This is a genomic window from Rhodococcoides fascians NBRC 12155 = LMG 3623 (assembly GCF_001894785.1).
In the GTDB taxonomy this organism is placed as follows: Bacteria; Actinomycetota; Actinomycetes; order Mycobacteriales; family Mycobacteriaceae; genus Rhodococcoides; species Rhodococcoides fascians.
Map to the genome: position 1 here is coordinate 432020 of NZ_BCWW01000001.1, position 25180 is coordinate 457199.

A 25180-nucleotide genomic window follows, 5' to 3' on the forward strand; every position below is an offset into this window, starting at 1 on the left:
CCCGGCCGACTGCCCCGCACGGTGTGCCCAGACCCCCGGTACCGACCACCTCAGACCCCAGGTACCGGCCGCTCCAGACCCCAGAGGAGAGCAATAGATGAGTTCCGCCGAGGCCGCGACCCCCGGGCCGCGCAAATTCCGCTTCGCTGCAGGCGGAGAGGGAAACGCGGAGGAGGGCGGGGCTCGGAAGTTCATCAAGCTGGCTCAGCAGGCCGAGGAACTGGGTTACGACAGCTTCATGATTCCCGATCATCTCGGTAATCAGGTCGGGCCGATCGCGGCGCTCGGAGCTCTCGCCGTCGCCACCGACAAGATTCGGCTCGGCACGGCGGTGCTCGCCAACGGCTTCCGCCATCCCGCGGTGCTCGCCAAGGACGCGGCAACCATCGATGTGCTCTCCGGCGGACGGCTCGAACTCGGACTCGGCGCGGGCTGGATGCGCGAGGAATACGACAAGGCCGGCATCACCTACGACCGTCCCGGCGTCCGCATCGAAAAGCTCGCGGAGACCCTCGACATTCTCGACGTGTTGCTGCGCGGCCAGGAATGCAACTACGAGGGCAAGCACTACACGATCACCGGTCTCAAGGGCAGCCCTCGTCCGCGGCAGGGACCGCGTCCGCCGATCTGCATCGGCGGCGGCGGCCCCAAGATGCTCGCGCTGGCGGCCAAGCACGCCGACATCATCTCCGTGGTGCCGAGCACCTCGAAGGAAGGCAAGTTGCTGCTGTCGGGCATGACCATCGAGAAGACTCTCGAGCGCGTCGAGCTCATCCGGGCTGCCGCAGGGGATCGGTTCGACGACATCGAGCTGAACTGGGCGATCACCACCATCGTGGTCACCGACGATCGCGAGCAGATGGCCGAGATGGCGTTGGCCGCGCTGGACAACGGTTATCCGCCCAACGTGGACGTCGACGTCAAGCTCACGGTCGAGGACATTCTGTCGTCGCCGTACCTCGCCTTCGGAACGTACGAGGAAATCGCCGATCAGATCCGTAACGTTCGCGCGCGGACGACGATGTCCTATGTCGGGGTTTTCCCCACACAAATGGAAGCATTCGCTCCGGTTGTCGACTTGCTGAAAGGCGAGTGACGCAGGCGCGTGTCGGTAGCATGGAGTCGGCCTCGAGGTCGACCGAAACCGCCACCGCTGGAGTTACCACTTAGTAACATAAAACGCTGTTCGGGGTCTGCATCGATGAACGTCGTCAATGCAAGGCCAGGTCACGCACGATGTGTGGCAGCGATTCGTGTCGGAGGAGATTGAAGAAAATGAGCCACACGTTCGATGATTTCATCGATGAGAACGGCCACATCACCATCGGTGAAGGGCAGACACTCGTCCGCCACGTCGAGGCGAACGTCGAAGAGAACGCCGACACGCTCGCGTACCGGTTCATGGACTACTCCCGGGAACGGGACGGTGAAGCGCACGAGTTGACCTGGTCACAGTTCGGCAAGCGGCTGCGCGCTGTCGCCGCCCGTCTGCAGCAGGTCACCGAGCCCGGTGACCGCGTGGCGATCCTCGCTCCCCAGGGCCTCGAGTACGTCATCGCGTTCTTCGGTGCGATCTACGCGGGCACCATCGCGGTGCCGCTGTTCGATCCCGACGAGCCCGGCCACACCGACCGCCTGCATGCCGTCCTCGGCGACTGCAAGCCCAGCGCGATCCTCACCGCCAGCAACTCCGCGGCGGGCGTTCGCGCGTTCTTCCGCGCGCTCCCCGCTGCCGAGCGGCCACGCATCATCGCCGTCGACGCCGTTCCCGACAGCGTCGGCGAGACGTGGGTCGAGCCCAAGGCAGGGTTGGACGACATCGCCTACCTGCAGTACACGTCCGGTTCGACGCGGACCCCGGCCGGCGTCGAGATCACGCACCGCGCGGTCGGCGTCAACGCGCTGCAGATGGTCGACAGCATGGAGATCAACTACGACTCGCGTGGCGTCACCTGGCTGCCGATGTTCCACGACATGGGTCTGCTCACCGTCATCCTCCCGGCCCTCGGTGGCAAATACATCACGATCATGAGCCCGCGCGCGTTCGTGCAGCGGCCGTGGCGCTGGATCAAGGAACTCGCCGCGGTCTCCGACGGAGCAGGCACGTTCGCCGCGGCACCGAACTTCGCGTTCGAGCACGCCGCCCAGCGCGGACTGCCCAAGAACGGTGAAAGTCTCGACCTGTCGAACGTCATCGGCCTGATCAACGGCAGCGAGCCCGTCACCACGTCGTCGATGAAGAAGTTCAACGAGGCCTTCGGCCCGTACGGTCTGCCGAAGTCCGCGATCAAGCCGTCCTACGGCATGGCCGAGGCCACGCTGTTCGTCTCGACGAGCAAGCACGCCGACGAGGCCAAGGTCGTCTACGTCGACCGTGTCGAGCTGAACGCAGGCAACTTCGTCGTCGTCGCACCCGACGCTCCCGGAGCCATCCCGCAGGTATCGACCGGAACCGTCGCCCGGAGTCAGTGGGCCGCGATCGTCGACTCCGAAACCGCCACCGAGGTGCCCGACGAACACGTCGGCGAGATCTGGCTGCACGGCGAGAACATCGGCAAGGGCTACTGGGGTCGCGAGACCGAGACCAGCGAAACCTTCCACAACAAGCTCGTCCACCGCGTCGCCGACGGTTCGCACGCCACGGGTGCCCCAGAGGGTGCCAACTGGATGCGCACCGGAGACTTCGGCGTCTATCACGACGGCGAGCTCTACATCACCGGCCGCGTGAAGGATCTCGTCATCGTCGACGGCCGCAATCACTACCCGCAGGACATCGAGTTCTCGGCGCAGGAAGCAAGCAAGGCTCTGCGGCCGGGCTTCGTCGCGGCATTCGCCGTCCCGCTCAACCAGCTGCCCGACGTCGTGTTCGAGTTCAGTGGTGCCGCGTTGACCAAGGATTCGGACGACAGCTCCGAACAGCTCGTCATCGTTGCCGAGCGCGCTCCCGGCTCGGGCAAGGCAGACCCGGCTCCGATCGCCGACGAGGTGCGCACCGCAGTCTCGGCGCGGCACGGCGTCACGGTCCGCGACGTCCTGCTCGTCCCGGCCGGTTCCATCCCGCGTACGTCGAGCGGCAAGATCGCCCGACGCGCGTGCAAGGCCGCCTACATCGAGGGCACCCTGCGCGGCGGTTACCAGCAGACGGCATTCCCGGACGCCGAACTACCCGACTGATCTCTGGGCCTCCCGTTCCTTCGATACATAGCTTGGTGAGTAATGGCTGAACAAGAGACAGACAAGATTCAGAGTGCCGACGGGACGGACCTCACGGTCGCCCAACTGCGGGATTGGCTACGCAACTGGGTTGCGGACGCGACGGGTCAACCCGCGTCTGCCATCTCCGACGACCGTCCGATGGAGGAATTCGGTCTGTCCTCTCGCGATGCCGTCGCGCTGAGCGGTGAGATCGAGGAGCTGGTGGGGGTCACGCTGACCGCGACCGTCGTCTACCAGCACCCCACCATCGCGTCTCTGGCCAAGATCATCATCGAGGGCGAACCCGACGAGCCGGTGGGTACCGTCGACGACGCGTTCTACACCAGCGGCGTGCAGTCGGGCGACGCCCATGACATCGCGATCGTCGGACTGTCGTCGCGCTTCCCCGGCACCGGTCACACCCCCGAGGAGATGTGGTCGCTGCTCATCGAGGGCCGCGACGGCATCACCGACCTGCCCGAGGGCCGGTGGAAGGAATTCACCTCCGATCCCGTCATCGCCGCAGCCGTCGACGCGACGGTCACCAAGGGTGGCTACCTCGACGACGTCAAGACCTTCGACGCCGAGTTCTTCGCGATGTCGCCCAACGAGGTCGTCAACGTCGACCCGCAGCAGCGCCTCGCGCTGGAACTGACCTGGGAAGCGCTCGAGCACGCACACATCCCGGCCAGCTCGGTCAAGGGCCGCCAGGTCGGCGTCTTCATCGGTAGCTCCTCCAACGACTACCAGCTCATCGCCGTCAGCGACCCGGCCGTGCACCCCTACGCACTGACCGGCACCTCCACCGCCATCGTCGCCAACCGCGTGTCGTACTTCTACGACTTCCGCGGGCCGTCGATCGCCGTCGACACTGCCTGCTCGTCGTCCCTCGTGGCCGTCCACCAGGCAGTGCGCAGCCTGCGCACCGGCGAATCCGATCTCGCCGTCGCAGGCGGGGTCAACATGCTGCTCGCCCCGCCGATCACCGTCGGCTTCGGTCAGACCGGCGTCCTCGCTCCCGACGGCCGGATCAAGGCCTTCTCCTCCGACGCAAACGGCATGATTCGCTCCGAGGGCGGCGGACTCGTCGTGCTCAAGCGACTCGAGGACGCCGAGCGAGACGGCGATCAGGTGCTCGCTGTCATCGCCGGATCCGCCATCAACCAGGACGGCCGCTCCAACGGACTCCTCGCGCCGAACCCCGACGCACAGGCCGACGCACTCCGATTCGCATACCGCGACGCCGGCATCAACCCGTCGGGCGTGGACTACATCGAAGCGCACGGCACCGGAACCATCCTGGGCGATCCCATCGAGGCCGACGCGCTGGGCCGAGTGGTCGGCCGTGGTCGCGACGCGGACAAGCCGGCATTGCTGGGCTCGGCGAAGACCAACTTCGGGCACCTCGAATCCGCCGCGGGCGCAGCAGGTTTGATCAAGGTCGTGCTGGCGATGCAGGAGAACAAGCTCCCGGCGTCACTGAACTACGTGGGCCCCAACCCGTACATCGACTTCGACAAAGCACACCTGAAGGTCATCCCGGAGGCCACCGACTGGCCGCGGTACACCGGCAAGGCCGTCGCCGGCATCTCCGGTTTCGGCTTCGGCGGCACCAACGCCCACGTCGTCGTGCGCGAGTACGTACCGGGTGAGACCTCGGCCGAATTCGACCCCGCTGCCGTGGATCCCGAAGCCGCGATGGTGGAGGGCGTCTACGAGGAGCAGCTCGATGCCGAGACGACCAGCCCGGTCGCCGAGGCCGAGACCATCCTGGCGGAGTCCGACAGTGTTCCGGAGACAGTGATTCTCGCGGTGTCGGCCGCGTTGCCGTCGCGTCGTAAGCGAGCGGCGTCGGAACTGGCCGACTGGCTCGAGACCGAAGAGGGCAGCACGACGCCTCTCGTCGATGTCGGCCGCACGTTGGCCCGCCGTAACCACGGGCGTTCGCGCGCAGTGGTTCTCGCGTCCACCACGGCCGAGGCCATCGCCGGATTGCGCGCCATCGCGGCGGGCAAGCCCGGACCGGGCGTGTTCTCCGCGGACTCGCCCGCGTCCAACGGCGCAGTGTGGGTGTTCTCCGGATTCGGCTCGCAGCACCGCAAGATGGCATCGCGGCTGTACCGAACCAACGCCGTGTTCGCCGCCGAGGTGGACAAGGTGGACGAGCTGCTCGTCGACGAAGCCGGCTACTCCATCCGCGAGATCATCCTCGACGACTCGCAGACATACGAGTTCGAGAACTCACAGGTCGCCATCTTCGTCATCCAGATCGCTTTGGCCGCAACGCTTCGCGCACACGGTGCCGAGCCGTCGGCCGTCATCGGCCACTCGATGGGTGAGGTCGCGGCAGCGTATGTCGCCGGAGGCCTCAACCTCGAAGACGCCGTCCGCATCATCTACGCCCGCTCGCGGCTGCTGGCCGAGGGCCAGGACGGCCTCGGTGCCGCCTCGCAGGGTGCCATGGCGCTGGTGGAGTACACCCCCGACGAGGTCAAGACCCTCACCGATCAGTTCCCGAACGTGGAGCCCTGCGTGTACGCCGCGCCGACGCACACCACGGTCGGTGGACCCCGCGCCGAGGTCGAAGCCCTCGTCGAAAAGGCCGAGGCCGCAGGCAAAATGGCCCGTCTGCTCGACGTCAAGGGAGCAGGTCACACCGCAGCAGTCGACGTACTGCTCGGTGAGCTCGCCGCCGAGCTCGCCGGAATCGAACCGAGCAAGCTCACTGCCGGTGTCTACTCCTCGGTCGATCGTGAGGCGCACTACCGCGTCGGACATGCGGCGATTCACGGCGTCGACTACTGGACCAAGGGAATGCGTCACCCGGTCTGGTTCACCCAGGCCGTCAATGTTGCTGTGGGAGAAGGTCACACGACGTTCGTGGAGCTCGCCCCGAACCCCGTCGCGCTGATGTCGGTTGCCGCTACCGCGTGGGCTGCCGGCCTGGCCGACGCCACGTTGATTCCGACGCTCAAGCGCAAGGAAGACGAGGCCGACACGTTCCTCGCCGCGCTGGCGCAGCTGTACGTGCACGGTCATGCGCTGGAACTGGCGACGCTGTTCGAGTCGGGTCCGTACGCTGCAATCCCGCGAACTGCGTACTTGCGCAAGGAGTTCTGGCTCAACTCGCAGGTCAGCTCCAGTGGTAACTCTCGCGTTCCCGGTGCCCGGGTGGCACTGCCCGACGGCCGCCACGTCTGGGAAGTCCAGGCCTCGGCCGTCTCGGGATTCGATGCGTTGGTCACCGCCGCTGCCTCGCAGGTGTTCTCCGATGTGGCGCTGGGTGCTTCGGTCTCGCATGCATCGGTGCCCGCGGCCGGCACGGTCGTCACCACATTGACCTCGCACCTCGGTGGGGCGTCGGTCCAGGTCCACGCACACGAGGGCTCGGCCTTCACCCTGCTGCACGAGGCCGTCGTCACCTCGGGTGATGCTCGGCCGGAACCCGTTGTGGCGGTAGAAGAGCGATCCTCGTCTCCGATGGAAGAGATGCCCGAGGTCGTCGAGACGTTCGGTGACCGCTGGGATCCCAACGGCAATCAGAAGCTCGAAGATCGGCTGGCGATCATTGTCGCCGAGTCGATGGGCTACGCACCCGAGGACTTGCCTCCCGAGGTGCCGCTGATCGAACTGGGGCTGGATTCGCTCAGCGCCGTTCGGATCAAGAACCGCGTCGAGTACGAATTCGACATCCCCACAGTGCAATTGCAGGCCGTGCGTGATGCGAACCTGCGTGAGGTGGAGAAGTACCTGCGCTACGCGATCGAGAACCGCGACGAGGTGCAGGCGCTGGCAGACAAGCAGGCCGCCGAGAAGGCTGCCGAGCAGGCTGCCGAGAGTGGCGCGACTGCACGCGACGAAGCGTTGGAGACGGCCGTCGCCGCACCGGAGACCGCGGTGCCGAGTGCGGAATACCAACCCGCACCGGTGGTCGCAGCGCAGACCGACCTGGGCGGCAAGGAAGCGTTCGCCGAGGCCGCCGGATCCGATGTGCCCCCACGTGACAACGCCGAGCGGATGACGTTCGCAACGTGGGCAGTGGTGACGAAGGAATCGGCCAAGGGCATCTTCAACACCCTGCCGATCCTCGACGACGAGACGGCCGAGAAGTTGGCCGCGCGCCTGACCGAGCGGGCCGGCGGCGAGATCACCTTCGACGACGTACTGGACTCGGAGACCATCGAGCAGCTCGCCGACAAGGTGCGCCCGCACCTTGAGGACGGCGAGATCGACGGTGTCGTGCGCAATCTTCGGGCCCGTCCCGAGGGCTCCACGGCCACACCGGTATTCGCGTTCCACTCGGCCGGTAGCTCCACCGTCGCCTACGAGCCGTTGCTGCGGAAGTTGCCGGCAGGCACGCCCATGTACGGCCTTGAGCGCGTAGAAGGACCCATTGCCAAGCGCGCCGCGGAGTACGTGCCGTTGATCAAGGCGATCCAGCCCGAGGGACCGTACGTGTTCGTCGGATGGTCGCTCGGCGGCATCCTCGCCTACGAGGTGGCGCGTCAGATGGAAGAGGAAGGCATCGAGGTCGCCTACGTGGGGCTGCTCGATACCGTCATGCCCGGCACCAAGATCCCCGACACCAAGGACGAAGTCCGCAAGCGTTGGGAGCGGTACGCGGCGTTCGCGAAGAAGACGTACAACGTCGACTACCCGATCCCGTACGACAAGTTGGTCGACTCCGACGACGAGGGCCAGATTCGAATCATCACCGATCTGGTCAAGCTCAGTGGGGCAAAGATTCCCGGCGGCATCATCGAGCATCAGCGGACGTCGTGGCTCGACAATCGGGCTATCCAGACAGCCGAGCTCAAGGAGTACGGCGGGCACGTCACGCTGTACCTGGCCGACAAGTACCACGACGACGCGATCGCCCTCGAGCCCGCATACGCCACCCGCGAAGAGCACGGTGGTTGGGGACCGGTGGTGAAGGACCTCGAGATCGTCTACGTCGGAGGCGACCATCTCGCGGTCGTCGACGAGCCGTACATTGGAAAAATTGCGGCCCATCTGTCGAAGACGCTCGAGAACATCGAGTCTGCAAGAACCGGAGCGTAGATTTTGAGTGGCACCACTGCGGAGAAGCTGGCCGAGCTACGGGCGAGGCTGGAACTGGCCAAGGAACCGGCCGGCGAGATCGGCATCGCCAAGCGCGCCAAGAAGGGCATACCCAGCGCCCGAGATCGCGTGAACTCGCTGCTCGACCCCGGCAGTTTCGTCGAGATCGGCGCGCTGGTGAAGGCCCCGAACGATCCGGGTGCCCTCTACAGCGACGGCGTCGTCACCGGGCACGGAACCGTCGACGGCCGTCCGATCGCAGTGTTCTCGCACGATCAGACCGTGTTCGGCGGAACCGTCGGCGAGATGTTCGGCCGCAAGGTCGCCGGCATCATGGACTTCGCGATCAAGATGGGCTGCCCGGTCGTCGGCATCAACGACTCCGGTGGAGCTCGCGTGCAGGACGCCGTCACCTCCCTCGCGTGGTACGCCGAACTGGGTCGACGCCATGAGGCGCTCTCCGGCCTGTGCCCGCAGATCTCGCTGATCCTCGGCAAGTGCGCCGGTGGCGCGGTGTACGCACCGATCAACACCGACATCGTCGTCGCCACCGAAGAGGCGTACATGTTCGTCACCGGGCCGGACGTCATCAAGTCCGTCACCGGCGAGGACGTCAGCCTCGACGAACTCGGCAGTGCCCGTGTCCAGGCCATCAACGGCAACGTGCACCACGTCGCTGCCGACGAGAAGGCCGCATTCGACTGGATTCGGAACTACCTGAGCTACCTGCCGTCGAGCTGCCAGGAAGAGGCACCGGTGATCAACCCGGGGCTCGAGCCGGAGATCACCGAATCCGATCGCACGCTCGACTCGTTCATGCCCGACGCCGACAACGCCGGTTACGACATGCACGACATCATCCTGCGCATCTTCGACGACGGCGAGTTCCACGAGATCGCCGCCCAGACTGCACAGAACGTCATCACCGGCTTCGCCCGCGTCGACGGTCGGCCGGTGGGAATCGTCGCCAATCAGCCGATGCACCTGTCCGGGGCACTCGACGCGAAGGCAGCGGACAAATGTGCGCGGTTCATCCGCCTCAGCGACGCCTACAACATTCCGATCATCTTCCTCGTCGACACACCCGGCTTCCTGCCCGGCGTCGACCAGGAAACCCTCGGCGTCATCCATCGCGGTGGCCGCTTCATCTTCTCGTTCGTCGAAGCGACGGTGCCGAAACTGACTGTCGTGATCCGTAAGTCGTACGGCGGCGGATACGCGGTGATGGGCTCGAAGCAGCTCGGATCCGACATCAACCTCGCCTGGCCGACCGCCCGCATCGCCGTCATGGGTGCCGAGGGCGCCATCAACATCATGAGTCGCAAGCAACTCGCCGAGGCAGGCGAAAATGCTCCGGCGCTGCGCAAGCAGCTCATCAACTTCTACAACGAGCATGTCGCAACGCCGTGGATCGCCGCCGAACGTGGCTACATCGACGCCGTCATCGAGCCCTCGCAAACGCGCCTCGAAATTCGCAAGGCCCTGCACATCCTGAAAGACAAGGAAGTGCACAAGAGTCCGCGTAAGCACTCTTTGCTGCCGATCTAGCCAAGCGCGCCCGTCCTGCGTCGGGGTCGCTTCGCTCCCTTTTGGGATCAATGTGGGTTTCAGTCGCTCTGACTGCAACAAAGCCGCATTCATTCATCTGTCTCCTCGAGCCAGAAGCGAATGAATGTGGCTTTGTTGCAGTTGGAGTGCTTGCAAGAGACATTCATCCGGTCGACGTCGCGCTCCGTCGAAGAACGAGGTTCGGACGGGGCCGCGCCAGAGCCTGTTGATAGCCGGCCCGAAGATCCGCGAGCACGCGCTGGGGGTCGTCCCGGATGTCCTGCGGCAGATGTGACACCACGATCGCGCCGTGGCGTTGCAGGAGAGCTCGGCGAGCCATCGTGTTCGCATGATCGATCGGCGAGAGGTGATGAGCGAGGGAGTCGATCTCCCACCCGAAGCAGACTGTGTCGAGGAAGCCGTCGGGGCTACCGAGGAATGTACCGTCCGAGGTGAACAGCCGGGCATTGTGAATCATTGGTGGGAGTCCGCTCGATCGGTAGAGCCGTTGAGCGTCCGCCTCGGCGACGGAGTGAGCGTTTCCTTCCAGATCCCTGATCGCCAACCGTGTCGATGCGCTGTAGCGTCTCGGCCCCTCCGCCAATTCGATTGCCAGCTCTTCGAGTGATGCCGCACCCCGTCTGATGATCTCCGCAATCAGAGCCGTGCACTGAGATCGTCCGCGTAGTGCGCGGGTCGCGTCGACGACACTCCGGGATACCGGAGCGCAGCGCGGACCGTGGTCGAACACGGCTTCGGGCATGCGCCAGGTGCGTTCGGATCGGACGAATTTGACGGATGCTCGCTGCATCTCGTTCGGGACGAGAATGTGAACTTCATTCGACGGTGGATTCGGCCCCAAGCCATGCACACTCAATGCCGCGTTCCCAGTGAGGATGCTGTGTGGACCGCCGTACGCCAGGGCAGCAGCCATTCGCTGTCGGTGAGATGGGAAGCCGTTGTGCAGCAGCACCACCCCTGGCAGCAAGTGCTGCCAGGGTCCGCCGGCTGCGCATCGGCCGGCTACCGTCCCGTCCGCGACACCGGCCGAGCGAAGCTGTGCCCTTGTCACGACGCCGTGATCGGCGACGTCCTCGAGCATCGATAGGTCTGTGGCCCAAACTCCCCGTTTCATGCCTCGACTGTCGAACGCGACACTGACACTTCGACGTCGAAAACGGCCGTTCGGGGGTTCCCTGTGGATGGTCGACGAGGTTGTGCACAAATGTCTCGAGGGCGTGTCTTGTGCACCGAAGACTGTCGGGGGTCGGTGGTAAGCCCCCGATCCATCGATCGTGCGCCAAACCCCGCTCCATCGGCCGTACGCCAACCCCGTCCGAATGAATGCGGGATTCAGTCAGTCAGAGTGCAACAAAGGGACATTGATCCCAAAAAGGAGCGGGCGACACCACGCGGAGGGCGGATGGGCGGGGCGGGCGAGGCTGGGTGGACTATTTCTCGAAGACTCGCAGCTTTCCGTCTTCGTAGAATCCCGATCGCGTGGTTTCTCCGGTTTGCAGGTCGGCGGGCACGGCGTTGGGGTAGTACTGCTCGTAGCGCTCGAGTGAGCCCCAGTCCCTGGCCCAGTCGTTTTTGAGGTAGGTGGGGACGGCAACAGGCTTGGCGAGTAGTTCGGACCATCCGAGCGGTCCGCCGTTCTCGCCGGACTGCCAGGTGTCGGTGGAGCTCACGGCCAGTGGGCGGTCGGGGAGGATGCGGTAGCCCGGTACCTCGGCGACGCCGTAGCGGTGGTCGAACGGTCGTTGGCACGGGAACTGGAGTCCGACGGCCCAGTCGAGCAGAACGGGCTGCTCACTGCCGATCATGGTGTTCAGGTTGTCCATCACCGGAACTCGCGGCGGGGTGAATGCCAGCCACTGGTCGCCGGTGAGGTTGGGGTCGTTGGCGACGATGCGGACGGCGTCGGCGTCGGGTGCGATGTCTGCCAACGGAACTCGCAGGTTGCGCCACGAGGGTGCAGGTCCGATGTCGCGAGGCAGGTAGGTGCCCTGTGCCTGGACGCTTCCGTCGGGCTGACGCTTGCCGTATTCGAGCAGCAGCGACTGGCCGTAGGTGAGGGCACCGGTGTCGTCGTAGGACCAGATACGTCCGGCCGCGGAGAACACGACAAGTGGTGCGTCGTCGCTGCGGGCGGGTAGCTGGTACCAGCTCGAGGTGGCCTCGGCCGGTTCCTGGATTCCTTCTTGGTAGGAGCCGAGGACGGGTGTGGTGGCGGGGTCGAGTCCGAAGGGCAGGGCGGCGGTGGAGCCGTTGACGCCCAGTGCGCCGGTGCCTCCTGCTGTGCCCGAGCTCTGGCCTTCCTCGAAGGCGGGGCCGACGGCTTGTTGGTCGGTATTGCCTTGTCCTGGTTTGACTTCCACGGCGTCGGCGCTGAGGTCGCTGGGGATTCCGTTGGCGGTGAAGTTGCGCAGGGTGTCACTGGCTCCGCCGAGGGGGCCTGCGACGGGATCGAATTCACCCGGCAGGGGGCTCAGTACATCAGCGTTGGGATCGGCTTCGACGAGCACGTCGTTGGCGAGTCCGCACGAATTGCCCAGTAACGATTGCACATTGGAGCGCGCGAGCGAGTAGGCGGGATATTGGGAGACGGCACCCTTGACGAGCGAGAGGACCTCGAACAGCACCATGATTCCGGCGATGACGGTCAGTGGTGCGGCAGCGAACTTGCGAATGCGTCTACCGCGGGCCGACGTCGGTTTCGGTTGTGGCGGTGCGTATCCCTCACGTAGGTATTGGAATGCCGCGACGGCGAGAACCAGTCCGAAGAGGACGAGGAACAGCGAGCCGGATTCGTTGCCACCGAGCGAGACCGTCTTGTCGAACCACGGCACGCCGTAGCTCGAGACGTACCAGTACCCGTTGATGCCCGAGAACGACAGCGCCAGAACGAACATCAGGCCGGCCGTGAACAGGGATCGATTCCGGCGTGAGCGCAGTGCGCTGGCCGAGACGGCCACTGCGGTCAGGGCAGCGAGCCCACCGGCGATTCCGGCGTAGGAACCGAAGTGGTGAGTCCACTTGGTGGGGTTGAACATCATGAAGAAGATGGTTCCGAGGACGACGCCGAGCAGTCGCCACGCAGGCCCGTTCGCGATGCCGGGAATGCGCCGGCGGCGCAGGAGCACGAACAGCGTGGTGAACAGGCACAGGAGCATCGCGAGGAACGCGAAGCGACGGGCCACGGAACCGTCGACGGTCTGGACGAAGAGGTAGTAGTACCTCAGGAAGTCTTGGTACCAAGCCTCGTTGGGGCCGATGATGGTGCGCACTCGGGTGGATTCGATGACGGTCGCGAAGGTCTGGTCGGCGAACACGACGACGAGGACGAGGACTCCGGCAGCGGCCAACGGTGCCAGCATGGCGAGGGTGCCGACCTGCCGGTGGCGTCGGACCACGATGCGAGCGATGGGCCGGGCTCCGGCGAGAAGCGCTGCCACACACATCAATCCGGTGGGCGCAGCGGCCAGGGTGAAGGCACCGATGAGGCAGGCGGCTGCGGCGGGGAGCAGTCTGCCGGTGGCGATGGAGCGTTCGATCGAGCACCAGGTCAGCAATGCGCCGAGGGCGACGATCGGCTCGGGACGCAGTCCGTTGTTGTACGGGAGCCAGAAGGCGAGGAACACCAATCCGCCGGTCCACAGCGCCACGTTCGATTTGCGCACGGCGCGTCCGAGGCGCGGCACCACCTCGCGGCTGATCACCATCCAGCACAGGACTCCGGCGATCAGGGCGGGCAGGCGCATCCACGGGCTTGCGGTCGAGATCTTGGCGAAGACGGCCAGGACGTCGTAGTACCAGCCGAACGGTGCCTCGGGGACGCCGAACCAGCGGAAGTAGTTGGCCATGTAGCCGGAATGTTCGGCCGCGCGGGCCATGGTGAGCAGATAGCCGTCGTCGGAGGTGTTGGCGCCGACGAAGTGCCAGCCGACGAGGACTCCGAGAACCGTGACGTCGACGCCGGTGAACTTCCACCAGTGCGACGGGAAGAAGCGGCGGTGCGCGCGGCGGTCGGTGCCGTCGAGCCGTGCGAGCGCGCCCATGGCCAGCAACGTGCAGGCGATCGCCAGCACCATGATCAACGACTTCAGGATGGTCGGAGTCGACGAGAAGCGGGAGTCGACGTCGACGGTGACCGACATGTCGGCCGGGGCCGCGCCACTGAGATCACTGAAGATGCCGACGACCTGCGGACGGAGGTCGCCGTCGAGCCGACCCTGGACGGGTTGGCCGCTCTCGTCGGTCAGCCCGGTGAAGGCTGCGGAGGTGTACTGGTCGTTCGAGGTGATCTCGATGGCGGCGCAGCGCGTGCTCTGGACGTCGGCGCGCGGTGCCGTCGCGACGACGACGTTGCGGTCGAGGACATCGACGTTCGACTCGCCGACGCGAACGAACAGGCTGTTGAGGGCGGCACCCTCACCTTGCGGGGGTGCGGTCGCCAGCAACAGCCCGCCCGACGCGGGTAGTGCGGCCACAGCAGAGCACGGGAGGGTGGCGGACAGTCGCAGGGGTGCCTGGGACACCAGTGGGGCGTCCACGTCCTGTAGGAGGCCGTTCTGCGGCCACTCGATACTCGCGGTGGTCTGCGTGACGGGTGCGAACGGAGTGATCAGTGCGAACAGCACGCCGAGTATGCCGGCCACCATCGCGATCAGCCGGGGAATCCGTACCTGAGCACGAAGTTCGTCCGAGGCTCCGAGCGGAGCGGGGACGGGGGGACCAGCTGATGAATCTGTCACGACGTCGGGCACGATTGTCGATGTTATGCGAGCGTGACTTCGAGGTCACACAGGCGCCGTCCCCGGATCCGATGGAGAAACAGGGAATCAGCCGGTCTTCATCGGTCCGTCGCTGGACAGTCCCGACCGAGACTGTTGCTCGACGGTGATCCGGGCGGCCGCGGCAGCCGGATCGAGTGGCGTGTATCTCTCGATCGACCCCCAATCGCGGGCGTAGTCGTCGGCCAGATACGACGGCAGAGTCTGGGCACCGAGCAGCAGTTCGGTCCACCCCAGCGGGCCGCCGCCGAACGAGTCTTGCCATGCGTTGGTGGATTCGGCTCCGGTTCGGTCGGGCAGGATGCGGTACTTCGGCACCTCGGCGACGCCGTCGCGATGATCGAACGGACGCTGGCACGGGAACGCCAGCCCGACCGCCCAGTCGAGCAGAACGGGGTCGGTGGACCCGACCAGAGAATTCAGCGTCTGAGTTTCCGGGACGCGTGGGGGAGTGACGGCCAACCACTGATCGCCGGCCATGTCGTTGTCCTCGGCGACGATGCGAACGGCGTTAGCGTCGGCGGGTAGGTCGCTCATCGGTACGCGCAGGTTGCGCCACGACGGTGCCGGGCCGATGTCGAGAGGCGTGACACGGCCGAGTGCCTGGACGTCGCCGCCGTCGCGGCGTCCGTATTCCAGTTCGACGCGTTGGCCCGGGGTGACGATGCCGTCCTTGTCCACCGAGCGAATTCGGCCTGCGGCCGCGATGGCGATCAGGTCGCCCTCTCCAGGCAGCGAATACCAACCGGAGGTCAGGGACGCGGGCTCGGTGGCACCGAAGCTGCCGAGGACCGGGGTCGTTTCGGGGTTCAATCCGAACGGCAGAGCGACTGTGCTGCCGTTGATTCCGACGTTCTCGTTGGTTCCGCCCGAGGTGCCTGCGGAGTTCGACGAGGTGGCCGACGCGCTCTCTTCGGAGTCTTCGGGGCGAATGGAGTTGGCACTGCCCTGGGCGGTGTCCTCGGAGTCGGCCGTCAGGTCTTCGGCGACGCCGTCCGGGGTGAATCCGGTGCTGCCACCTGCTCCCAGCGCGTCCGGGGCGGGGTCGATCGGCTGCAGGACGGATCCGTTGACGTCGGTCTCCACCTGCACGTCACCGGCGAGTCCGCACGAGTTGCCGGCGAGTGCGGAGAAGTTGGATCGCGCGATGGAGTACGCAGGGTATTGGGCCACAGCACCTTTGGCGAACGAGAGCACTTCGAATGCGACGACACCGCCTGCGACGATGGTCAATGCAGAGGGTGCGAAGCGTCGACGCGTGCTGGTTTCTGCTGTGCGATAAGGCAATCGGACATGTTGGTACGCCGCGTACAGCAGGGTCAGCACGGTCAGGCCGAGCAGGATGGTCGAGAAGCCCTTGCCGGCAATGGACGGCGGCTTGTCGAACCACGGAATGCCGTAGCTCGAGACGTACCACCAACCGTTCGAGCTGGTGAACGCCACCGCCGTCAGAAACAGCACTGCGGCGGTGAACAGCGTTCTGTTTCGCGGGGATCGGACGGTGGCCGCCGTGACGGCCACCGCTGCCAGTGCGCCGAGAGACGCGGCGAGACCGGCGTACACACCGAAGTGGTGGGTCCACTTGGTGGGGGTGAACATCATCAAAGCCAGTGCGCCCAGCACGATTCCGAGTATCCGACGCGATGGCCCGGTGGCGGTACCGGGGATGCGTCCGTTCTTGCGGAGCATCACCGCGATGCAGACGACGATGCACAGCAGCATCGCGAACATGCCGAATCGTCGGGCGAGCGAGCCGTCGGGGGAGATGGTCATCAACGCGTCCCAGCGCACCCGTTCCTCGAACCAGGGCACGTTGGGTCCGAGAGCCGAGCGCACCCGGGTCGCTTCGAGCACGGTACTCAGAGTTTGGTCGGCGAAGATCGCGATCACCACGGCCAGTCCCGACGCGATCAGCGGCGCGAGGACCGCGAGCAACCCCACTTGGCGGGCTCGTTTGACGATGATCATCACGATCGGGCGGAGTCCGGCGAGCAGCGCGGCGACGGCGATCAGTCCGGTGGGTCCGGCGGCGAGCGAGAAGGCGGCGATCAGTGTGCCGACCGCGGCGGGCAACAGTCGTCCGGTGGCGATCGCACGCTCGATCGAGCACCACGTGAGCAGCGCGCCCAGGGCGATGACGGGTTCCGGGCGCAATCCGTTGTCGTAGGGCAGCCAGAAGGCGAGGAACACCAGGCCTGCGGTCCACAGCGCGACGCGGTTGGTCAGTACCGCGCGCCCGAGGCGGGGGATGACCTCGCGGCTGATGACGAGCCAGCACAGCAGTGCGGCGATGGTGGCAGGCAGGCGCATCCAGATGCTGGCGGTGCTGACTTTGGCGAGGGCGGCCAGCATGTCGTAGTACGGCATGCCGAACGGTGCTTCGGGAACGCCGAACCAGCGGAAGTAGTTGGCCATGTATCCGGCGTGCTCGGAGACGCGTGCCATGTTGAGCAGGTAGCCGTCGTCGGAGGTGTTGGCACCGATGAAGTGCCACAACACCAGCACCCCGACGACGACGGCGTCGACGCCGGTCACCGACTTCCAGCGTGACGGCAGGAAGCGGCGGTGACGCCGACCGTCCACGCTGTCGAGGCGATGCAATGCGAACAGGGAGGCGACGACGGCCAGCGCGCCGACGATCATCGCCAGCAGCTTGAACGTCGTCGGGGTCGAGGAGTAACGGGAGTCGATGTCCACGCGCACGTTCAGACCGTCGACCGACGCGGTGAGGTCGGTGAAGATGCCGACGACCTGAGGTCGGACGTCGCCGTCGACAGTGGTGGCCGCGCCGCCGAGGTCGACCACCGTGCGAGCGGCGTTCGAGGAGATCGTCAGCGCGCAATCGGAGGCCAGGTCGGATACGGGAGCCTCGGCGAGAACGCGATCGCGAAGCAGCACCTGCAGTCGATCGTCGTCGACCCGCACGGTCAGTGCTCGCTGCTCGGTTTTCGCCGCTGCGATCGGAGCGGTGGACATCACCGTGCCGCCGCCGTCGAGCCGAGTGGCAGTACTGCACGGGATCGTCGCGTCCAGATCGAGCGGGGAGTAGCTCACCAGCGGAGCGTTGACACTACCGAACGAGCTCTGCGGCCACGACAGCGTGGAGACGTCCTGCTGCACCGGCAGCAGCGGAGTGGCGATGGCCAGGACGGCACCGATGATGCCGGTGACGATCGCTATCAGCCGGGCAGTCGTGATGTTCGGAGCGGTCGCAGGCACACCGGCGATGCTATTGGACGAGCGAGCGCACATCCCACACCCATACGCCGCCGGTGTATTGCGGCTGGACGTCGAGCAGCTCGGTGACCGTGCTGCGCAGGGCGACGGTGTTCTTGCTCGGCGGAAGTACCACGACGTCGGCTTCCCAGAAGCTCATGTCCTGCGCCGCCTGGCTGCGCTGATCGGCGGTGATCTCGGGGACGGTGCCGGAGTCGTAGACCGAGCCGAGCAGCAGCGCCGTCGGGCGATCGACGGCACCGTACTTGGCGACCTTCTCTTCCTGATCGCTCGGTCCGACGAAGTATCCGGCGGCAAGCGTGAAGCCCATGTCCGCGTCCATCTGCCAACGCAGCGGCCGGGCGTCCTCGGGCCGTGGGAGAGGGACGGTGACGACGGAACCGTCGTCGACGTAGTTCTGCCAATCGCCGTCGGCGAAGAACCGAGGTGTGGGGGATTTGTCGACGGTGACCAGCGGCGTCGGGATCAGCGGAACGAGGGCGAGGGCGAGTCCGGCGATCCAGAATGCCGGCAACGGCCGTAGTCCGTTGCGGAACGTCCGATCGGTGGCCAGGACGAGCAACAGAGCCAGCGCAGGGACCGCGCCGAGGGCGAAGCGGGTCTCGAGGACGGATTCGACGAGTGGGTATTCGGCGAGTTTCGTCCACGGCAGGGTGATGCCGGTGTCGTTCTTGCCGATCATCAGCGTCGCGCCGAGCGAGAGCACGCTCATGACGATGGCCGTGGCAGCCGCGGCTCTGGCGCAGGCAACACGCCACATCCACACTGCCGCCACGAGGCACAGCACGAGCAGCGGCCAGCCGAAGTAGGCGTTCTCCTCGGTGGCGTTGATCCGTACGTTCTGCCCCGGGGTGGCGACGCCACCGATGGATTGCGTCGGGAACTGGAACAGGGCTTTGGCGTCGTTGCCCATCGGGCCGTGTTCGAGGAAAGAATACGACTGCGGTCCGAAGAACTGCCACCACAGCGGCAACGCGACGATGGCCAGCGCGATGCTCGCCGACACCGCGAGTCGGGGTACGGCATTGCGGACGGCCGGCCACAGGGAACGCGGCCGGGACAGGTAGTAGACGACGGCGAAGATGGCGAACGACATCGCGAAGATCAGCAGCGGTTCCTCGCCGAGCAGGATCTGCAGCGCGACGATCAAGCCGAGTCCGACGGTGTTCTTGGTGGTTCCGCCGCCGTGTGCGATGCGGGTGACCAGCATCGCGATGACCGGGAGCAGGAACAGCACCACGAAGTTGGGGTGGCCGTTGGCATGGGAGATGGCACCGGGCGCGAAGCCGCACAGTGCGCCGCCCATCGCGGCGGCACCCTTGGACGCGTTCAGCTGACGCGAGAACAGCCAGTACCAGGCGAACGACGTGCCGGCGAGACCGGCGGTGAGGGCGATCGCCCAGGTGACGGTGGGTCCGAACAACAGCGTGATCGGAGCGAGCGGGATGGAGATGCCGAACATCGCCGTGTTCGCCATCAGATTCACCCCGAGCGGGTAATTCTGCAGGTCACTGGACAGTGGATTGTCCAGATGCGCGACGGCATGGGCAGCGACGGAGAAGAACCACTCCCACATCGTCTGGTCCTGGCCGCTGTTGTAGAGGTAGCCACCGTTCAGATTGCGCCACTGGCCCTGCAGGACGTACACGGCGGCGATCAGAAATCCGACGGCCGCCGCGAGGTCGCCACGCCCGACGCCGGAGTGTCGAGCCGGTGCCGTGGTCGGCCGCCGCTCGAGAACGCTCTGGTCGTGGGTGGTCATCGCGTCGAGGTTACAGAAAGATCACGGTCGGCGAAAACTCGAACGTGCTGGGTCACACCGGCTTGAGTGCGACGCCGCCCCACCCGTATGTACAGATCAGTCACCGATCCAGGTGGCCACGTTCGTCACGTCTGCCCGTTCGGTTCGGAACGAGTTGATCGGGTGCTCCAGGTCGGCGTATCCGAACGAGATGCCGAGCACGATGCGCCGGTGCTCCGGTATGTCGAAGTAGTCGTGCAGAAAATCGGAGTACGACGCGAGGGCGGCCTGTGGGGCGGTTGCGATGCCGAGGCTGTGTGCGCTGAGCAGAAAGGTGTTGACGTACAGACCGCAGTCGATCGCTCCGTACTCGCCGAGATCGGCCTCGGTGGTGATCACGGCGACGTGTGGCGCATCGAAGAAGTCGAAGTTGCGGAGCATCTGAGCAAGGGCACGCGGATCCCCCTTCTCGATGCCGACACTGTCGTAGAGCTGCAGTCCGCACGCACGGCGACGGTCGCGATAGTCGCCGGCGTACTGGGTGGGGAAGGGGATGTCACTCTGCACGGGGCCGCCGCCGCGGACGTGGTCCTGGAGTGTCCGGCGGAAGCGGTCTGTCCCTACCCCTTCCGTCACGATGACCTGCCACGGCTGGGTGTTGCACCACGACGGTGTGCGCTGGCTCAGCGCGAGCACACGCTCGATATCGCCGCGTGGCACTGCATCCTGCCGGAACTGTCGGCACGTCCAGCGTTCTTCGAGAATTCCGGCGAGTGCCGAGAATTGCTGCCCTCGATCGTCTGTCACAGCGTCCATGTACACCCCTGGTCTCATTTCGAGACTACAAAGTAGCAGCAATAGTCTCGTTTCGAGACTGCTGGGTAAGGTCGACGGTATGCGTCACGCGGAGCTGGCCGATGTGCCCTGCTCGATTTCGAGGTCTCTGTCCGTTCTGGGTGACCGGTGGACACTGGTGATTCTGAAGTGGTCGTTCGCAGGGGTTCGCCGTTTCAACCACTTCCAGAGCGCCATGGGGATCTCACGAAGTCGGCTGCAGGATCGACTCGACCGCCTCGTCGAGCACGACATTCTCTCCAAGGTGCAGACCGATTCCACCTACGCGGAATACCGGCTGACCCGCAAGGGTCACGACATCTATCCGATTCTGATGGCCTTCAAGGACTGGGGCGACGCGTACATGGCACCCGACGGTGTCCCCGTGCACTACACGCACCGCGACTGTGGGGGCAACGCACACGTGAGGCTCGAGTGTGACTCGTGCGGCGATGAGATCACGGCTCGTCAGGTGCTGCCGGCGCCTGCCGCGGGTAACCCGCTTGCGCCGTGACGTACTCGGCCTGCGGCCGCGGTCTCGATCCGGCGCGCGCAGCGATTATGCAGTGCGTACGACCAGTGCGAAGGGCCCGATATCGGTCACCGTGAAGCGTGGATCCTCGAACAGTGACTCGGGGAAGGTGACGGTGTAGCGCCGCACATTCGGATCGTTCGGGTAGACGTCCTCCGCCAGTCTCAAGGTGTAGCCGTCGGCGCCGCGGCGGAACAGGAAGGCGTCGGGGGCGCGCCACTGGCTGGTGTCGAGCGCCTCGATCATCTGGTCGGGAGTCTCGAGCTCGGTCCACCGCTCGATGGCGTCGGCCCGCTGATCGAACTGCGCCAGTGGATTGGCGTAGTGCGACGTCAGTCCTTGGAATCCGAAGTACGGGTAGTAGCTCAGGAACGAGGTGTCCGCAGTGAGCAAGACGGTTTCGTCGCGCGGTCGACCGGTCTGTTCGGTCAGGGCGTCGTCGACCTCGCGGTAGTACGAGACGGCGCTCGGCGGACGCATATCGGCACGGTTGCCATCACCGTCGGTGTCGGAGTACGCGACGGTGATCTCGCTCTGCAGTACCTGGGGGATGTTCTGCGCGAAGGCCATTGCGCCGATGGTCGCGACGACGACGGCAGCGATGCGGAACTTCGGGGGCTCGTTGATGGCCTGGTAGATCGCGTGGCTGCCTTCGAGGAATCCGAAAACGCCTGCGCTGCCGAGCAATACGATGAGAACCGCTTCGAGTCGGAACGAGAGCAGTGTGGTGCCCGCAGCCGTGGCTGCCATCGACAGCAACGTCCACAGGTAGACCGCCACGACGCCGACTCCGAGTGCCTGTGCTCGACGCGACGACGAGAAACGTACTGCCACCCATACCGTTCCGATGAGGCACAGAATGCCCATCATCGAGAACTCGAACATCGGGAACGGAAGCGTTGCACCGGATTCGGGCAGGTAGTGCAGTGCGGTGCCCGATGTGGACGGTGCGCCGCGGAGGAAGTCGACGAGATACGGCAGCCATACCGTCGCCGCTATGAGGCCCGAGATGACGGCGATCGCAGCCACTTTGATTGCGATGGGAATCAAGGCCCGCCAGGTCTTGCGCTCGCGGTAGGAGAGAACGGCGGCGAACAAGGCCATCAGCACGACGGTGAACGCGGCCAGACCCAGGTACAGGGTGTAGAACGTCGCGGCCAGACCGAGGAACAGGCCGGTACCGATTACCGCTCCCCAGCCGCCTGCTGCGCGTCCCCCCGTGGGGATGAATGTCCCATTCTTGCCGTCTGACCGACTGAATGCCACATTGATCCCGACGGGCCGATGCAACGCGCCCCAGGCCAGGAGCAATGCCGGGGCGAACAGCAGCACGATGACGGCGCTGTAGGCCTCGGGGGAGGCGTAGGCGACGACCAATGCAGTCGTGACAGCGCTGACGGCGACAGCCCAGTCGCTGCGGATCAGGGCCTTCCACAGTACGAAAGCGACCACCGACGTGACGGCAAGCAGTCCGATTGCGTACGGCTTGAACACTTCCCAGCCGTCCATACCCAGCAGGTTGCCGACCCGTCCACCGAGCCAGAACCAACCGGCGGGGTAGAAGGGTGGGATGTCGGCGTACGTCATGTCGCGCAACGACGCCGAATCCGTCAGACGCGTCAGGTATTCGGTGCGAAACTCCTGGTCGACGGAGATGCCGAACAGGTACAGCTTGGTTGCCGCCAAGGGCATTCCGAGGGTGACGGTGACGAAGCCGGACAGCCCGACCCACGCCGAGACTCGAGCGATCCACGGCCACTTGCGTATTCGGTACAGGCAGATCGACGACGCGAACAGAGCCGCGGCTACCACCTGGCCCAAAGTTGTCAGAGCGCGAGTGACGTTGGACGAGTTGAACGCCGGCCACTGAACCAGTGAGAAGGCGTACAGCCCGACCGTCGCCACCACGACTGCGACGAGCGCACCGAGAACGATCTCCCCGACGGCAGAGGCGGTTCTGCGAGCCGGTGCAACCCCGTCAGTCATCGAGATCAGATGGGCAGCTTGCGGAAGATCGGCCGCGGCACGTGTCGCAGCACCATCATCACCAGACGCCACGGTGCGGGAGTCCAGATGAGCGGGGTGCCCTTGCGCGATGCATTCACCGCGAGCTTCGCGATGACCTCCTTGTCGACGGTCATCGGCGCTTCCTTGACGTGGGCGCTGAACTTGGTGCGCACCATGCCCGGACGAACGACCGTGACCCGAGGACCGAACTCGCGCAACGCTTCTCCGAGTCCGAGGTAGAAACCGTCGAGACCGGCCTTGGTGGAGCCGTAGACGAAGTTCGAGCGACGGACCCGCTCGCCTGCCACCGAGGACATGACGATGATGCGGCCGTACGCCTGCGCCTTCATCTTCTCGCCCAGCAGTACGCCGACCGACACGGATGCGGTGTAGTTGATGTTCGCGGCCAGGACGGCCTTGCGCTGGTCCTGCCAGAGCTGCTCGGCATCGAAGTCGACGGCGAAGGCGACGATCGCGACGTCGACGTCACCCTTGGCCCAGGCCGCGTCGATGACCTTCGGATGCGACGCGGTGTCGAGTGCGTCGAAGTCGATGACGTCCACGGACTTCGCGCCCTTGGCGGTCAGCTGTGCAACGGCACTCTCGCGCAGCGGATCGTTGGGCAGCGCAGCGAGAACGACGCGTGCCGGAGACTTCGACAGGTACTCCTCGGTGATCGCGAGACCGATCTCGCTGGTGCCACCCAGAACGAGAATCGTCTGTGGGTTACCTACGGCGTCTATCGTCACAGCAGCTCCAGCCTTCTGGCCATATCGGAGGCGAAAACGCCTGTGGGGTCTACAGATCGACGAACCTTGATCCATTCGTCGATCCGCGGGTACATCGAGTGGAACGTCTCGGCGTCGGTGCGCGAATCCTTCGCGGTGTACAGACGACCGCCGAACTCGAGCACACGCTTGTCGAGTTCGCGGACGAACTCGTTCAGGCCCGGCTTGATCGGGAAGTCCACGCAGATGTTCCAGCCTGGAATCGGAAAGCTCAGTGGCGCTTTGTTTCCCGGCCCGAACAGCTTGAACACGTTGAGGAACGAGTAGTGCCCCGACTTCTGGATGTCGACGATGATCTTCTTGAACTCGTCGACGGCCTCCGGCGGCACCACGAACTGGTACTGCAGAAATCCCTTGGAGCCGTAGGCGCGGTTCCACTCACTGAACATGTCGAGTGGGTGGTAGAACGCTGTCAGGGACTGAACCTTGTTCCGATAGTTGCCGGCCTTGCGGTACCAGGCCTCGCCGACGGCGGAGAACGTGTACTTGTTGGCGAGCCCGTTCGGAAAGATATCGGGGAACTTCACGAGCGGCTTGGCGTTGAAGCGCAGCGGATCCTTCTGCAGCTTCTCGGGAAGCTGGTCGAGGCGCGCCAACGATCCACGTGAGAGAGCTGCGCGGCCGAGCTTGGGGGGCGGAGCGACGGCGTCGAACCAGGCGCTCGAGTAGTCGTAGTTGTTCTCACTGCCGTCGCTGTGCAGGGCAATGGTCTCGTCGAGGGTGCTGGTGACGTCGCCGTCGGCGATGAAGTAGGCCGTTTCCGTGGGCGTCATCTCGATCGTCGCGCGCAGGATGATGCCGGTCAGGCCGTTGCCGCCGACCGTCGCCCAGAAGAGCTTGGCGTTCTTGCCCGTCGGCGTCAGGTGGCGGATCTGACCGTCCGCGGTGAGCAGTTCCATCGAGCGGACGTGGTTACCGAAGCTGCCCGCGCTGTGGTGGTTCTTGCCGTGGATGTCCGTGCCGATCGCTCCACCGATGGTGACCTGACGGGTACCAGGAAGCACCGGAACCCACAGACCGAACGGCAGTGCAGCACGCATCAGTTGGTCGAGGTTGACGCCACCGTCGACGTCGACGATGCGCGTCGACGCGTCGATGCTGTGAATGCCGTTGAGGGCATTCATGTCGATGACGAGTCCGCCGGAGTTCTGCGCGTTGTCGCCGTAGGAGCGGCCGAGGCCGCGGGCGATGACGCCGCGTCGGAGGTAAGCCGGCTTGGAGTCGTTCTGCTCGGCGACCTGCTTGACCGCGTTCGCGATGAGCTCGGGGTCGGAGGTCGAGAGCACCTCGCCGGTGGAGGGCGCAGTGCGGCCCCAACCAGTGAGTGTGCGGGTCTGCGTGGGTAGCGGCGCAGTGTTCCCGGCCTGTGGTTCCAGGGGGAAGAGTGCGTCGTCGGCTGTCGTGGACATCGCTCAAGAGGGTACCCGCATTGCGATAGCAG

The 25180-nt window shown here is 65.4% G+C and carries 13 protein-coding genes; 5 read left to right on the plus strand and 8 right to left on the minus strand.

The genetic code is table 11. From position 1 onward, the window contains the following. Positions 1-97: 97 nt before the first annotated feature. The 4 genes from RFA01S_RS02240 (at position 98) to RFA01S_RS02255 (ending at position 9804) form a co-directional block, all read left to right on the plus strand. Positions 98-1096, plus strand: a complete 999-nt coding sequence (locus RFA01S_RS02240; protein WP_027494807.1) for an LLM class F420-dependent oxidoreductase — start codon at positions 98-100, stop codon at positions 1094-1096. Between the two features lie 179 nt (positions 1097-1275). After that, the gene (gene fadD32, locus RFA01S_RS02245; protein ID WP_027494806.1) at positions 1276-3174 is read left to right on the plus strand and encodes a long-chain-fatty-acid--AMP ligase FadD32; all 1899 of its coding nucleotides are present in this window, start codon (positions 1276-1278) and stop codon (positions 3172-3174) included. 42 nt (positions 3175-3216) lie between these two features. Beyond that, positions 3217-8256: a polyketide synthase Pks13 gene (gene pks13, locus RFA01S_RS02250; RefSeq protein ID WP_032407201.1), complete on the plus strand. Its 5040-nt coding sequence runs from the start codon at positions 3217-3219 to the stop codon at positions 8254-8256. Between the two features lie 3 nt (positions 8257-8259). After that, positions 8260-9804 carry an acyl-CoA carboxylase subunit beta gene (locus RFA01S_RS02255; protein ID WP_027494804.1) on the plus strand — a complete coding sequence of 515 codons (1545 nt, stop codon included), beginning with the start codon at positions 8260-8262 and terminating at the stop codon, positions 9802-9804. A 163-nt stretch (positions 9805-9967) separates the two neighbouring features. Here RFA01S_RS02255 and RFA01S_RS02260 read toward each other — a convergent pair whose 3' ends face one another. The 5 genes from RFA01S_RS02260 to RFA01S_RS02280 all read right to left on the minus strand — a co-directional run bounded on the left by RFA01S_RS02260 (position 9968) and on the right by RFA01S_RS02280 (position 20394). Next, the gene (locus RFA01S_RS02260) at positions 9968-10939 is read right to left on the minus strand and encodes a hypothetical protein (protein WP_032366761.1); all 972 of its coding nucleotides are present in this window, start codon (positions 10937-10939) and stop codon (positions 9968-9970) included. Between the two features lie 316 nt (positions 10940-11255). Continuing rightward, the gene (locus tag RFA01S_RS02265) at positions 11256-14573 is read right to left on the minus strand and encodes an arabinosyltransferase domain-containing protein (RefSeq protein WP_032407202.1); all 3318 of its coding nucleotides are present in this window, start codon (positions 14571-14573) and stop codon (positions 11256-11258) included. Positions 14574-14648: 75 nt separating this feature from the next. Beyond that, positions 14649-17819, minus strand: a complete 3171-nt coding sequence (locus tag RFA01S_RS02270) for an arabinosyltransferase domain-containing protein (protein ID WP_238325101.1) — start codon at positions 17817-17819, stop codon at positions 14649-14651. 10 nt (positions 17820-17829) lie between these two features. Then, a complete protein-coding gene (locus RFA01S_RS02275) occupies positions 17830-19599 on the minus strand; it encodes a glycosyltransferase family protein (protein ID WP_032407203.1) in 1770 nt (589 codons plus the stop codon). A gap of 96 nt (positions 19600-19695) precedes the next feature. Further along, on the minus strand, positions 19696-20394 hold the full coding sequence (locus RFA01S_RS02280; RefSeq protein ID WP_052060681.1) for a nitroreductase: 699 nt from the start codon (positions 20392-20394) through the stop codon (positions 19696-19698). A gap of 79 nt (positions 20395-20473) precedes the next feature. On the opposite strand from RFA01S_RS02280, the gene RFA01S_RS02285 reads away from it, so the two are divergent. Next, complete coding sequence (locus tag RFA01S_RS02285; protein WP_032407204.1) at positions 20474-20926, plus strand: winged helix-turn-helix transcriptional regulator; 453 nt, start codon at positions 20474-20476, stop codon at positions 20924-20926. Between the two features lie 45 nt (positions 20927-20971). Here RFA01S_RS02285 and RFA01S_RS02290 read toward each other — a convergent pair whose 3' ends face one another. The 3 genes from RFA01S_RS02290 to dprE1 are packed head-to-tail and all read right to left on the minus strand — an operon-like array spanning position 20972 to position 25148. After that, a complete protein-coding gene (locus RFA01S_RS02290) occupies positions 20972-22930 on the minus strand; it encodes a galactan 5-O-arabinofuranosyltransferase (RefSeq protein ID WP_052060682.1) in 1959 nt (652 codons plus the stop codon). Positions 22931-22935: 5 nt separating this feature from the next. Beyond that, positions 22936-23700: a decaprenylphospho-beta-D-erythro-pentofuranosid-2-ulose 2-reductase gene (dprE2, locus tag RFA01S_RS02295; RefSeq protein WP_027494796.1), complete on the minus strand. Its 765-nt coding sequence runs from the start codon at positions 23698-23700 to the stop codon at positions 22936-22938. Continuing rightward, positions 23697-25148 (minus strand): decaprenylphosphoryl-beta-D-ribose oxidase, encoded by a 1452-nt coding sequence (gene dprE1, locus RFA01S_RS02300; RefSeq protein WP_027494795.1) that lies wholly within the window; start codon positions 25146-25148, stop codon positions 23697-23699. The genes dprE2 and dprE1 overlap by 4 nt, the downstream gene beginning before the upstream one ends. Between the last annotated feature and the right edge of the window lie 32 nt (positions 25149-25180).

Bases quoted from the DNA above. Each gene is read 5' to 3' on its own strand.
- RFA01S_RS02240 (WP_027494807.1), top strand. From the start codon at position 98: ATGAGTTCCGCCGAGGCCGCGACCCCCGGGCCGCGCAAATTCCGCTTC.
- RFA01S_RS02260 (WP_032366761.1), bottom strand. From the start codon at position 10,939: ATGAAACGGGGAGTTTGGGCCACAGACCTATCGATGCTCGAGGACGTC.
- pks13 (WP_032407201.1), top strand. From the start codon at position 3,217: ATGGCTGAACAAGAGACAGACAAGATTCAGAGTGCCGACGGGACGGAC.
- RFA01S_RS02275 (WP_032407203.1), bottom strand. From the start codon at position 19,599: ATGACCACCCACGACCAGAGCGTTCTCGAGCGGCGGCCGACCACGGCA.
- RFA01S_RS02290 (WP_052060682.1), bottom strand. From the start codon at position 22,930: ATGACTGACGGGGTTGCACCGGCTCGCAGAACCGCCTCTGCCGTCGGG.
- dprE1 (WP_027494795.1), bottom strand. From the start codon at position 25,148: ATGTCCACGACAGCCGACGACGCACTCTTCCCCCTGGAACCACAGGCC.
- RFA01S_RS02280 (WP_052060681.1), bottom strand. From the start codon at position 20,394: ATGGACGCTGTGACAGACGATCGAGGGCAGCAATTCTCGGCACTCGCC.
- fadD32 (WP_027494806.1), top strand. From the start codon at position 1,276: ATGAGCCACACGTTCGATGATTTCATCGATGAGAACGGCCACATCACC.
- RFA01S_RS02285 (WP_032407204.1), top strand. From the start codon at position 20,474: ATGCGTCACGCGGAGCTGGCCGATGTGCCCTGCTCGATTTCGAGGTCT.